Source organism: Lysinibacillus sp. IITD104 (assembly GCF_036698265.2).
Classification (GTDB): Bacteria; Bacillota; Bacilli; order Bacillales_A; family Planococcaceae; genus Lysinibacillus; species Lysinibacillus boronitolerans.
In genome coordinates this window covers 2,240,164-2,252,524 of record NZ_JBAHYH020000001.1, presented here as the reverse complement: position 1 = coordinate 2,252,524, position 12,361 = coordinate 2,240,164, and the positions used below count along the sequence as shown (strand labels likewise).

Sequence of the window (12,361 nt, the reverse complement as noted above, 5' to 3'; positions counted from 1 at the left end):
AAGAGCAACTATGCTCGAAAAGTATGTTGGAATCGGCAGTAATTTTCCAATTTTTGAAAATGACATAGGAAGAAAAATGACAAAAGCCATCGAGAGTGAACTTCTCGATGGGCTTTTGTCTACAGTCTGACACTACTGACAGGTGTATGTCAGTAGTGTTTTAAAATTTTTTTCGCTACTTCCCGAATCTTGAAGCGTAAAGACTTCGGCTCAATCACCTCAATATCTCCGCCCCAGCCAAGTAAATGATGTAATAGTTCCTCTGGATATCGAACACGAAATTGAAAGATTAGATCCTCCTTCCGCTCCTCAATGGATTCAATATAAAAATTAACTGCCTCAATGATTTTGTCGGCAATTTCGGGGTTTGCCCTCATTATTATTCTTTCATCTCGATTGTCAGGTGGCCGATAGCTACTTAGGTCAAAATCATTTGGTAGAAGAAATTGATCTTCCAACACAGAAAGGTCGGACATCCGGGACAAACGGAAATGTCGCATTTCTTGCCTCATATCACAGTATGCTAGTAAAACCCAATTTTCATGGACAAGTGTTAATCCATATGGAGAGACCACACGTTTATTTTTCCGATTTCCATCTGTTCCTGGCATTTTTTTAATATACATAAAACTGATTTTGCACTGTTTCAAAATTGCATCGCGAACTTGATTAAGATACGTTTTTACCCGCTCTTCAGTTGACTGCTCACCTATATGAAGCAGTCGCATTGTTTCCCGAACAAGCCTTGACTCATTACGAACTGACTCCGACAAAGTAGCCTCGATTTTGCGTTTAGCGGACCTTGCATTAATACCATAATCTGTATCCAACCTTTGCTCGATAAAATCAGCTCCCATGAGCAGGGAGACGGCCTCTTCTGCTGTGAACCTAACCGGGGGTAGAAAATATCCTTCCATTAAGGAATAACCCTGACCAGGGGCGCCTAAAATGGGAACCCCAGCCTCACTTAGTGCTTGAATATCCCTATATATCGTACGTACACTTGTCTCAAATTGAGAAGCTAAATCTTCTGCTCTCAATGTTTTGCTTCGCTGTAATTCAAGCGTGATCGCAAGCTGCCTCTCCGTTTTATTCATTTTTTTCCTCCACAATTTCAGCATTCTATTACAGTACTTGCCCAATAATTGAATAACAGCAAGCAATATTGAAGCTGTATTCCTAAAAATGAGCTGCCTATGCAACTCCGTGTTCTTCAAGCAAAGCACCCGTTTTAGCTTAAATATTTTCTTTCATATGTTTGGTGTTAATCAGATTTAATAACCTCCCATAACGCCGTTTTATTGCTATCCTATTTCAAAAGTGTTACTGCCTCTTCAAAACATGCTCTTTGGATAATGATATATCTTTTGTAGGAACTTTAACACCAAATGAAAATTCTTTTAATACTTAAACGACTTGTCCCCAAAGGAAATTCCCAACTACATCTTCTACTGCTAGTGAAGAACTAGAATCTAATGCAATATATGGATAATCTCTTGTAAAGCCAGCTTCTTCAAATGCTTCTCGTTTAGTAGGAGTCTCACCCTCTTCTTCAGCACCAGCTAATCCCTGCCAATATCCATAATCACTTCTCTTAAAAATTGCATATTCAACTCGTGAAAGTAAACACCGAGTGCGCCATGTGCTGGCCAAAGCATCTTTTTCTTCGACCTATAGGCTTTTTCTACAGACTTTTTACGCATTCCACACTAGCTTTGTTGCAGAATTCTCTACTTGTAATTCCGCAAGTGCTAGCAATAACAGAATGGCCACCACCCAAAACTGTAATTTTCTTTCGTATTTATAGTTGGGATACCATACTTTATGATCTGCTAATACTTATTCATTTTGTAATTATATCCCTGTAGAAATTACTGGATTTGGATTCCCCCCATGTATCGTAGCATCCATAACAGCTCACACTTCAATAATTAGGAAAGCTTTGTAAAAGATGTTTACAAACAACTTAAATTTAGATATACTTACAAAGTAAACAAAAAATTCTTAAGGAGGTCGAATAAAATGATCGTTATCGTTAAATTGATGTCATTGGTAGCTACAACTTCATTAAAAATGAAAATCACACATTCGACCGCATCGGAATGGATCGCTTAAGGTTTTTTTTGTAAATAAGCATACCCATACCGCAGGGAGAAGTGTGCCCCTGCGGTATTTTTGTGCCTTTTTTCACCGTAGAGGAGTCTCTCTGCGGTTTTTTTATTTTTCATGGCACTTTAAGGAGGTGATAATAAATGATATTAAACTTTTTTGCGCTCACGATAACTATTACAAAACGTAAGGTCTCTCTTGAGAAAGCACTTCATGATGAATACGTGAAAAAAATCTTTGAAGAGAACCGAAAAAAAATTGACGATTATATTCGTATTCGTCAATATTAATCTTGTTAATTAAAAAACATGAAAGGTGGGAATTGAATGTTTTATATGATCAAAAGACGTTATGCAGTTTTATGGCTGGAGAAAGACACAACCACCAGATGAAGTAATATAAAGTGATAATATAGCTAATTTTATAATCTCAGATGAGCTAACCCGTTCTAATCTAGGACGGGTTGCTTACTCCAATCGCAATGTTAATTAAGTTAAAAAGAAACTTATAAACTAACTATTCCAGACTACACAGCGATAACCCTTCTTGCTTAGAAATTCATTAAATCCTTATTACTTTAACCTTCCCAGTTAGTTAAGTACATTACTTTTCCAACTAACCTAATTTTCAACATAATTCCTTTAAAAACGTTATTCAATTAAATAGCCCTTAAACTGAACAATGAGCTTTCCTTTTTCCAGGAAAGAGTCCGATTGTTGAAGATCGTTGTTATTAAATTAAAGCACACGTTAGTTTAAGAAGAACAAAAGGTTAACGCATCGTCTAAGATTAATTTTGAAAGTTTATGGTCATTAATTACAAATGGTATTTCAGAGGGTTCTACCCAAATTCGAGCAGATGATTCATGTTCTCGGAGAAAAGGTAAGCATTCGGTAACATCCATTCTAAAAAATGCCTGATAAGCAATCAATGGATATTTTCCACTTGAATCAAAGGACAGATTTTCTTTATGGCTTACTTCAATTGAACCTATGTATTTAATTGTTCCCTTTACATACCCCTCTTCATATGTTTCGCGTAGTATAGCTTCTTCTACGTTCTCCCCAATCTCTACGTGTCCACCTGGATAATTAAACCCTCGATTTTTTATTTGTGATAATAACACTTTCCCATCTCTAAAGCACACTGCATGAACACTCGTCACTATGAAAGATTCTGTTAATTTCATTCGAGGCATCCAAGTTAGCTTCACATTATTTCCACCCCAGTCTACAAAAATCGTCTGCATATATCTATCCCATCTCCTGTTAAATGCAATTTATCACCTAATATTAACTTTCTACACTGTTTCAAAAATCCCTCTTATACAACAAACCGGAAATAGATTTTAAAACGTGGTAAATATAAGTTCTTTATGTTGCATCAATTGTAGAATATATTACGAGTAACCATTCTTATGCCAATAGAATATATTTGGAATTTGCATATTGGTCCGTTTAAAAGAATGAGGCTTCTGACTCTTATTCGAGTTCTCGTCATCTAGTAGATTGAAAAGTCTTATCAGCAAAGCCTCTCTCATGGTAATAGATTTCTTGATTGTTTTACAACTTGTATTCCACAATCTGGCCCTTTAATGAAACGAGCGCTAATCCTTATTACAGAATCTCACCCTATTGTTGAAGATCGTTTTTCTTATTGAACTAACGTATTTGTTCGTTAAATGTAACTCTTCACATTTTACTTAATATTATAAAGGTGAATAGAAAGATAAGTTATAATTTAGTTTAGTAGTTGTAAAAGTATGTTATTTATATTATTCTCTTATAATTTTTCAAAAAGGAGTGTTTATGAAAAAGATTATTGTTGTTGTATTAATGATAATTATATTATTCTTAGGATCCACAACACAAAGTTATGCACTGTCAGATTCGAAATCTGCGGCAATACAAGCGTTGCTAGATGATGCCTCTCGTATATCAGGTGTGCCAGGAATTTCAATCTCAATAATTGTCGATGATGAAGTGTTCTACTTTTCTTCAGGGTATGCTGACCGTGAAAAGGGGTTGACTGCAAGTGAAAATACACTCTATGAGTTAGCCTCAGTCAGTAAAGCTTTTACTGGTATGGGTATTATGCTGTTGGAAGAGCAAGGGCTGCTCTCAATGACGGACCCTGTGCAAAAATATTTACCTTGGTTTACGTTAAAGTATCAAGGAAAACCTGTTGATACGCAAAGCCTTACACTAAATAACTTTCTTCACCATACCAGTGGTCTAACAAATATTAGGCATACTCAAAATATTCCACAAGGCAATACACCGGATATGTTGCAAAAGACTGTGGAAATGCTCGTAGATGCTGAATTGGCGTTCCCTCCTGGTGAACAGTATAACTATGGAACCGTTAATTATGACGTATTGGGTTTGGTTATTGAGATTGTGTCGCAACAAAGCTATGAAGACTTTATGAAGGAACAAGTATTTCAGCCGTTAGGTCTTTACCAGACGTATGTTTATAAAGAAGATGCCCAAGCCACTGGACAGTTGGCACAAGGCTACCGTTCTTCCTTTTTTATGACAACTCCATTTAAAGCTCCGGATTATGCTGGGAACAAACTCGCAGGCTACATCATTTCTAATACAAAAGATATGGCACGTTGGATGGGCATACAGATGGGTATTGTGCAGGACATACCCGAAATATTTCACACGGTTATCGAAAAATCACATAGGGGTGATATGTCTGTCTCGGCTGTCAACGATATGTATTATGCGGCAGGCTGGTCGGTAAACGCCGACCAAACAATTATCGAACACACTGGGGGCAATCCAAATTTCCGAACCGAAGTAGCCATACTGCTAAATGACAGAACAGCCGTCTGCTTGCTGAGCAACGGCGCAAATACCAATATAAACTTGGTACTAAAAGTTAAAGATATATTAGACGGCAATCTAACTCAGTCATATGAAATAAGTGGCACACAGCTTTTGGATATCATTTTGTCGTCTATCACTATTATTCTTTGCCTATTGGCTGTTCTGCTATTTCTCTTAGGATTACGAAAAAAGAAAATGAATAAGAGACAGCCAATGACAAAAAAGAGAATAATCATAACAGTTATTTTCCTGATGGCTACGATTGTCCTTGGTATACTGTGCTATGCTATCGATTGGTCAACGATACTTATTTGGCAAACATATAGTATTCTTACAGCGTTGATTTCGTCAGCATTATTAACAGCCAGCATTACATGGTTTGTATACACGCACCGATAAAATGCCTCGCTCCCAAGTTAACATAATGTTAAGTAATTAAATTTCAATTTATTGGTATGCTTAATTTGAAAAACATAAGGCACTTCGGTGTTTTTTTAATACCATCGACAATTTTCCCAATCAAACCTAATTACTATTGCTTCCACTAACCTGCTCTGTTCGTGGAATAAAAACAACAATATTATTTTTACAAAAGCGTCGTTAGGTAACATTTCTTAAAAGACTGTTATTCAACAAGCTTGCCCGTTTGTTGAACAAAAATTAGTTTTCAGACTAATGGTAGCTTATTTAATTGTTAAGTTACAAAAAGGTCGTATCCTAGAAGTCTTTAAAGCAACAGAAAGCATTTAAATGGCTCGAAATGGCTTTATCTGGTGTTTTAAGTCGTTTAAAATCCACTCTTGAATGACATCTAAAAAACCTCCAAATATATGGAGGTTTTTAAACTATTTTTATTTTACTTCAACTTGACCCATCATCCCATTTTCTTCATGTTCAAGGACATGGCAATGGAACATGTAAATGCCCTTATTATTGAACTTCACTGCTAATTTAACTGTTTGACCAGCTTCAACTGAAACCGTATCCTTCCACCCTTTTAAATTTAAAGGCGGTTCTTTCCCATCAATCGACACGATTTTAAATTGAGTGCCATGTATGTGGAAAGGATGTGTCATGCCACCCATCATATCAGGTTTATTATAAATTTCCCAAATTTCAGTATCTCCCTGTTTTTGAGTGAAATCAATGCGATTCATATCAAACTGTGAACCATTGATTGAAACCATTGTGCCCATACCAAAAAGTTCAAGTTTCTTTGTAACTGGTAAGGTTTTTTCCTCTTCCGTAACACCAAAATCATTTAACTTTTGTGCAATGTTACTTGTACTTGCAGCTTTTTGTTCAATTTTAAATGGTAAAAGGGTAATTCCTTCTTCATTTATTAATGCTATATCAGTTTTGTCATCCATCTTTGAAAAATCCACTATTACCTCTGCTCGCTCACCTGGTGTTAAGGTAATTTCTTTCATATCAGTTGGTTGATTTAAGAAACCTCCATCAGTAGCAATTTGTTGGAATGTAGCTCCATTATTCAATTTAAACGTATAATTACGAGCATTAGAACCGTTTAATAATCGTAGTCTTACTTTTTCTTTACCAACAGTAAGTTTAGGATTTAAGGTACCATTAATTAACAAAGTATCCCCTATTGTACCATCTTCATTCAGCACTGCTTGATAATTTAATTGCTTTTCTTCAGTAAATTGTCTATCTTGGAATACTAACGGAAAATCATTCACACCATACTCATTTGGTAAATTGATTTTTTGCGAATTTTCATCATCAATATAAATTAAGCCCGCTAAACCTTTATATACTTGCTCTGCTGTAGCACCTTCTGGATGTGGATGGAACCACAGCGTAGATGCTCCTTGATTAACTGTAAAATTCACATCTTCTGTTACACCTGGCTCTAAGACTTGATGTGGACCGCCATCACCATTACCAGGGATTTCTAATCCATGCCAGTGAAATGTTGTTGGTTCAGATAAATCATTTTTAGTTCTAAACGTTACCGTTTGATCTTTATGAATACGAATGATTGGCCCTAAAAAAGAACCATTATATCCATATGTCTCTGTTTTAGTTCCCTTAAAAATTTCTGTCGTACCTTGTTGAGCAGTAATATCAACAATTCCATTTTTAGGTTCAATTATAGGTGGGAGCGCAAGCTCATTTTCCCCAGTTGAATTATTTAATGCTAATGGATTGTTATGACTCGCATGACCATTTTCCATGCTACTATCTTTATTATCCATACCCTCCATGTTTTTCATTTCTTCATTACTCATATTGGAATGGTCCATACCAGACATAGTAGAATGGTCCATATTTGAATTATTATTAGATTCCGAATTACCCGCACTACATCCCCCAATTATAATAGCGCCTACCAATAATGAAGCAATCAAAAGTTTAGATTTCATTATGTTTCCTCCTTTTATTCTTTACATAGGCACTATAACAAAGAAGTATGGAGAAATTATGGATTTGTAATTAAATGAGACAAGTATTAACCACTCTATCTAAGAAAACATTGATATGACTTTTTTTACTTCTTAACTTTCCAAATCAAAATGATAATTGACATTAATAAGATACTTATTACAATTTTCCCTATTAAATTTACTTGCATAAAACCATATACGGCTCCTGCTTCAAAGATTAAGGCTGGTATTTTTCCAATAGTACTAGCAAGCGCAAATGTGCCTAAAGACACCTTAGAAAATGCACTAGTAAAAGTCACAAGACCTGATGACATAAAAGGTAAAATCCTTAAACTAACAATTATCCAAAATGCATCAGATCCTTCCAACTCCTTTAATTTTAAAAGTTTAGGGTGCAATACAAACGGTCTTTTCCATTTATTGATTCCTTTTCTAAATAAAATAAAGCTAATAACTGCACCAATTGATTCACCGATAATAGAAATCAGCAAACCGTTGAATACGCCAAAAAACACAAGGTTAGCAGCTGTAACAAAAACACTTGGTAGTACACCTATAATACTTACCAAAGTATTTATCATTAAACTAACCAAAATTGCAAATAATCCCGATTGTTCTAGTAATTGAAGTAATTTTTCTTCCATGATTCAACGCTATCTTTTTTAACCTATTACTTGCATATAAGGAACTATTGTTAATAAACAACAACTGCCTGTTCGCCTAATGCGTCATAGCTATTAAAAAATGCTCCCTTATCCAATATTTTAATTCCCTTACGTAGATGCATTATTTCCTATCATTTCCCACAGATAATAGTACCATTGTATGTAAATTTAAGTTTGATGGGACTCACCTGTATCCATCCCCCTTCAATCTTTGGTGATGACTGGTATTCCCTGTTAAATAATTTGTTATTTCTTTTATTGTACTTCCACTAAAATTTTTTGCTTGTAAATCTAACGTTCTCTCTGTGATAAAATTATTAGCGGCTTTGACAATTGCTAGTGTCTACATAAAAAAGATGTTCAATTTGTCAAAATCGACTCGTCAAACATCTTACGGAGAAGATAAGTTTCTTCTGCGGAATCAATTCTCGCAGTTTCCCCCTTTCATCCCTTTCATTTTGTAAATGTAGCAACTATAATTATTTAGTCTGGTAGAATTAGTTCCATGTAATTCTTTATATCTTGTTCTTTCATTTCTCCAGTGATTATTTTTTCTATTGTCCATTGTCCCCTCAGAATTAATAAGAATAGTCGTTGGTAATGGATTGATATTATATGCTTCCATTACACTTTTATTTTTATCTATTAAAACCGGAAAAGTTAGCCCTTTTCGGTCGATATAATTTTGAACCACGAAGTCGGATTCTGCTATATTTATAGCTAATACCTGTATACCTTTTTCTTTATATTCATTATAATATCTATCTATAATTGGAAATTCTCTTTCGCAAGGTTTGCACCAAGTCCCCCAAAAGTTTAAAAAGACGCCTTGTCCTTTGTATTCTTCCAAATTATGTTTATCACCCATGCATATCAACTAGAGTAAAATTTGGAGCATTGTCCCTATTTTTAATACTTCATTTTTATCTTGAGTTAAAGTTGTATAGACTGTGAAGAATATTGCCCCAAATAATACAATTAATAGAATTGAACGCATAAGAAATCTTCTCTTTTTTTTTATCCATAATTAAGTTGAGTTCCTTCCTCTCTTAAATGATGTAAAACTAGAAACCAGTAAACCCTCCAAAAATCGGTGTTAAAAACGCAATAATTTTAGTCATCATATCAAAATACAATAAAATTCCCATAACAATCATTATTGCACCACCTATTTTCATAAACCGTCCATTTTTTCTTTGAAGAAACTTCATTTTTCCGATAAATAAAGACATTATAAGGAAAGGTATAGAGAAACCTAGCACATAAAATAGCATGTACAACATCCCCTTCTCAGGATCAGACACTCCTAAAGCTATTACTCCTGCAAGAATTGGTCCAGTGCAAGGTGTCCATCCTGCTGCGAAACCCATTCCAATCAGTACCGAACCAAAATATCCTTTGGGCCTTTTTTTAAAATGAATCTTTTTTTCAGATTGTAAAATATCGATTTTAAAAAAACCTAGAATAACTAATCCAAAAAAGACCATGATAATTGCTCCAATTTGTCTTAGGAACTCTTTATACTGAATAAAAATCTGTCCGATAAAAGAAGTTGAAAAACCTAGTGCCATAAAAATAATAGAAAAACCAAGTAAAAAAAGCAGGGTATGTATCAGAGATTTTCGCCTCAAAATCCCTTTTTCTTCTTTTAGTTCATTAAAGGATATTCCTGTCACATAAGATAGAAAAGCTGGATACAATGGTAATGAACAAGGTGATACAAATGATAATAATCCAGCACCAAATGCAAGAAGTAAATTTAATTGTTCTAACAAATACGCTCACTCAACCTTTCTATAGTCAGTTTGAAAATAAAGTATAGACTATAAATATGGAGAATATATGCATATGCTGAGTTATATGGAAATGTATTGTTGATACCTTTCTATTTGATCATTAATTTAAATTAGGATTAAAAATAAAAATGAGCCGTGTTTCAACTATAGAAACACAGCTCATTTAGCATAGAATAAATTTTTCATTATATTCCTGGGTTTAAAGCATAATCTAACAAGAATATTAGATAGGAGTCAGACATATATTGATTTTAGTATTTCATACAAACAAAAATCTATTATTCTATTCATGATGGAATTTTATTATAAACGAAATTTTCTATAAAGATAGGATGATGACAATTATTGAAAAGTCGGTTCTTGCTATGGTTATTTTACGTGTATTGTCTGGGAGTATTGAAGTAAGTGCTGGATTGTTGATGCTAAAGCTGAATAATTTAGAAAAAGCATTTTATATTAATACAATGCTTGCTTTGGTTGGTCCAACAGTTTTAATCGTCACGACGGCAATTGCATTATTTGGACTAGCTGATAAAATTCCTGTGACGAGAATCATTTGCTTATTTACGGGTATAACACTAATTATTCTTAGCTCACATATAAAGTAAATACTAAAATTCACCAAAATCATACAAGTGTCAGAATATGATTTTGGCGAAAATATTAGTAAGTAGATTGATCTTAACAACCTTTTGGACCCAAGTTTTCTTCTGTATCGAACATTTATTTTATAGCATGATTCCATTCATTTGTTAAACTCTTTTATGAATCATCAGTCCATTAAAAAAATAATTATTCTGTAGCGTGTGACGACGCTGCTTTTTTTTATGTATAATTAGCCTTTACTTACACAAATTTATATTAAGTGTTTCGCACGCACTTATCCGGTTGTGGCGTTGGTTGACCGTCACAACCTCCCTCAATATGGGTTACATTACCTCAGTAACCCATTTTTAAATTCTATTCAGATTTAACATTGCACTACAAGGTATTAGTAAAGATGTTCCTCTCTCTTTGATTTTCTCTGTAGTTAAGGAACACCTATTTCCTTACATAACTCAAATCTCCTGCATCCTTCCCTATATATTCAATTTTTTAGAAATGAATGCTCAAAAAATGTCTTTTGCAGATGAATCATTTGACTATATTGTAGCTAGTTTAATTCTTTCTGTGGTTCCTAATGAAAATAAATGCTTTGAAGAGATGATAAGAGTTTTAAAGAAGGATGGTAGAATTCTTATCTTTGATAAATTTGCTCCTAAAAATCAAAAACTAACGCTAACAAAAAAATTGGTAGGGCCATTTATAAGTATGTTAGGAACAGATATTGGTCGAAGTTTTGAGGAGTTGTTTAAACAAAATGATCAAAGGCTCAGAATTATAAGAGATGAATCTGTTATGTTAAAGGGTATGTATAGATATATTGAAGTTCTTAAACTTTCTGAAGGGCATATTTAACGTTTTGGAGAAACTCATCCAAGAAGCTCAAGCATCTTATCAAGAGTTTAAAAACAACAGTCAGCCACCATGAATTGGCTGATTGTTGTCTTAGTAATTGAATAACCTTATAAACGTTGAATACCATGTACTATCGATTTAAGTCTCCCGTGATAAATTGTTACTCTATTTGTTTTTTCATGAGTTGTTTTGAAAAGTTAAAGGATCGAATTTCGCTAACAAATGTGGAACCTAATAAGAATACCCCGCCGATAATTTGTACTAGGGTCATTTGCTCTTGCAATATCATTGCAGAAATCAATATTGCTACAAAAGGATCGACATAACTGAGCATCGCAATACTCTGCCCTTTCAATTTTTCCATTCCCGAGAAAAACAACCAAAATCCAATCCCTGTATTAACGATACCTAAAATTAAAATAAAAGGAATAGATGCGCTTGATAATCCAAAGACCCCAAAGCCTTCTGTCAAAAAAACATACGGCAGCAGTAATAATGCAGTCGTTCCAAGTTGAATAATGGTCAGCTCTAGCTTGTCCATCTCTTTAATAAATTTGTTTAACAGTAACAATGCCGCATAAAAAGCAGCTGCCATCAATCCAAAGGTAAGTCCAAGAACATCATCTGATTCCGTTGCACCCACCCCTTCTCCTACAATCATTATCATCCCGATAATTGCTATGACAATGCATATTATTTTTTTAATGGATAATTGTTCCCTAAGTACAACAGGTGAAAGAATCATTACAAATACTGGCGCAAAGTAATATCCTAGTGTGGCATTGGCAAGTGACGTGTGGTCGTAGGATTGATAGAGAAAAATCCAGTTTCCTCCCAATGCAACGCCTGAGAGAATCAAAAATAAAGCATTCGATTTTACTAAATTCCAGGATATTTTTTTCTTCATTATGGAGAAGATTAGGAGTAAAAATAAGCATCCTAGTAAACTACTTAGTAAAGCTCTTTCACTCGCCGCTAAATCAATGTAACGCACAACTAAACCGATTGTGCCAAAAATAATCATCGATACGATAAATTGAAATTTAGATTTCATGATTTACTCCCCTAACCTACCGCAATTTAATAGG

The 12,361-nt window shown here is 34.3% G+C and carries 10 protein-coding genes and 2 pseudogenes; 4 read left to right on the top strand and 8 right to left on the bottom strand.

What is annotated here, in order from left to right; translation table 11 throughout:
• Positions 1 to 149: 149 nt before the first annotated feature.
• Both V1L66_RS11430 and V1L66_RS11425 read right to left on the bottom strand, forming a co-directional pair.
• Positions 150 to 1,097 (bottom strand): YafY family protein, encoded by a 948-nt coding sequence (locus V1L66_RS11430; RefSeq protein WP_333004383.1) that lies wholly within the window; start codon positions 1,095 to 1,097, stop codon positions 150 to 152.
• Between the two features lie 212 nt (positions 1,098 to 1,309).
• A pseudogene (locus V1L66_RS11425) lies at positions 1,310 to 1,653 on the bottom strand (NUDIX pyrophosphatase).
• A 599-nt stretch (positions 1,654 to 2,252) separates the two neighbouring features.
• On the opposite strand from V1L66_RS11425, the gene V1L66_RS11420 reads away from it, so the two are divergent.
• Positions 2,253 to 2,399 (top strand): YrzI family small protein, encoded by a 147-nt coding sequence (locus V1L66_RS11420; RefSeq protein WP_081011020.1) that lies wholly within the window; start codon positions 2,253 to 2,255, stop codon positions 2,397 to 2,399.
• Between the two features lie 464 nt (positions 2,400 to 2,863).
• On the opposite strand, the gene V1L66_RS11415 is transcribed toward V1L66_RS11420, so the two are convergent.
• Positions 2,864 to 3,358 (bottom strand): NUDIX domain-containing protein, encoded by a 495-nt coding sequence (locus V1L66_RS11415; RefSeq protein WP_333004381.1) that lies wholly within the window; start codon positions 3,356 to 3,358, stop codon positions 2,864 to 2,866.
• Between the two features lie 559 nt (positions 3,359 to 3,917).
• Here V1L66_RS11415 and V1L66_RS11410 point away from each other — a divergent pair.
• Positions 3,918 to 5,345, top strand: a complete 1,428-nt coding sequence (locus V1L66_RS11410) for a serine hydrolase domain-containing protein (protein ID WP_333004379.1) — start codon at positions 3,918 to 3,920, stop codon at positions 5,343 to 5,345.
• A 452-nt stretch (positions 5,346 to 5,797) separates the two neighbouring features.
• Here V1L66_RS11410 and V1L66_RS11405 read toward each other — a convergent pair whose 3' ends face one another.
• The 4 genes and pseudogenes from V1L66_RS11405 to V1L66_RS11390 all read right to left on the bottom strand — a co-directional run bounded on the left by V1L66_RS11405 (position 5,798) and on the right by V1L66_RS11390 (position 9,794).
• Positions 5,798 to 7,333, bottom strand: a complete 1,536-nt coding sequence (locus tag V1L66_RS11405) for a multicopper oxidase domain-containing protein (RefSeq protein ID WP_333004378.1) — start codon at positions 7,331 to 7,333, stop codon at positions 5,798 to 5,800.
• Between the two features lie 125 nt (positions 7,334 to 7,458).
• A complete protein-coding gene (locus V1L66_RS11400; protein ID WP_333004375.1) occupies positions 7,459 to 7,998 on the bottom strand; it encodes a VTT domain-containing protein in 540 nt (179 codons plus the stop codon).
• Between the two features lie 504 nt (positions 7,999 to 8,502).
• Positions 8,503 to 9,016: pseudogene (gene resA, locus V1L66_RS11395) on the bottom strand (thiol-disulfide oxidoreductase ResA).
• 67 nt (positions 9,017 to 9,083) lie between these two features.
• Complete coding sequence (locus V1L66_RS11390) at positions 9,084 to 9,794, bottom strand: cytochrome c biogenesis protein CcdA (RefSeq protein ID WP_333004371.1); 711 nt, start codon at positions 9,792 to 9,794, stop codon at positions 9,084 to 9,086.
• A 353-nt stretch (positions 9,795 to 10,147) separates the two neighbouring features.
• On the opposite strand from V1L66_RS11390, the gene V1L66_RS11385 reads away from it, so the two are divergent.
• Together V1L66_RS11385 and V1L66_RS11380 are read left to right on the top strand one after the other, a co-directional pair.
• A complete protein-coding gene (locus V1L66_RS11385) occupies positions 10,148 to 10,423 on the top strand; it encodes a YqhV family protein (RefSeq protein ID WP_026023565.1) in 276 nt (91 codons plus the stop codon).
• A 406-nt stretch (positions 10,424 to 10,829) separates the two neighbouring features.
• A complete protein-coding gene (locus V1L66_RS11380; RefSeq protein WP_333004366.1) occupies positions 10,830 to 11,273 on the top strand; it encodes a methyltransferase domain-containing protein in 444 nt (147 codons plus the stop codon).
• A 160-nt stretch (positions 11,274 to 11,433) separates the two neighbouring features.
• Here the strand turns inward: V1L66_RS11380 and V1L66_RS11375 are convergent, their stop codons facing one another.
• On the bottom strand, positions 11,434 to 12,327 hold the full coding sequence (locus V1L66_RS11375) for a DMT family transporter (RefSeq protein WP_333004364.1): 894 nt from the start codon (positions 12,325 to 12,327) through the stop codon (positions 11,434 to 11,436).
• Positions 12,328 to 12,361: the final 34 nt, after the last annotated feature.

What these genes read in the sequence shown, in the direction of transcription:
- V1L66_RS11430 (WP_333004383.1), bottom strand. Translation starts at nt 1,097, where the DNA reads ATGAATAAAACGGAGAGGCAGCTTGCGATCACGCTTGAATTACAGCGA.
- V1L66_RS11420 (WP_081011020.1), top strand. Translation starts at nt 2,253, where the DNA reads ATGATATTAAACTTTTTTGCGCTCACGATAACTATTACAAAACGTAAG.
- V1L66_RS11415 (WP_333004381.1), bottom strand. Translation starts at nt 3,358, where the DNA reads ATGCAGACGATTTTTGTAGACTGGGGTGGAAATAATGTGAAGCTAACT.
- V1L66_RS11410 (WP_333004379.1), top strand. Translation starts at nt 3,918, where the DNA reads ATGAAAAAGATTATTGTTGTTGTATTAATGATAATTATATTATTCTTA.
- V1L66_RS11405 (WP_333004378.1), bottom strand. Translation starts at nt 7,333, where the DNA reads ATGAAATCTAAACTTTTGATTGCTTCATTATTGGTAGGCGCTATTATA.
- V1L66_RS11400 (WP_333004375.1), bottom strand. Translation starts at nt 7,998, where the DNA reads ATGGAAGAAAAATTACTTCAATTACTAGAACAATCGGGATTATTTGCA.
- V1L66_RS11385 (WP_026023565.1), top strand. Translation starts at nt 10,148, where the DNA reads ATGATGACAATTATTGAAAAGTCGGTTCTTGCTATGGTTATTTTACGT.
- V1L66_RS11375 (WP_333004364.1), bottom strand. Translation starts at nt 12,327, where the DNA reads ATGAAATCTAAATTTCAATTTATCGTATCGATGATTATTTTTGGCACA.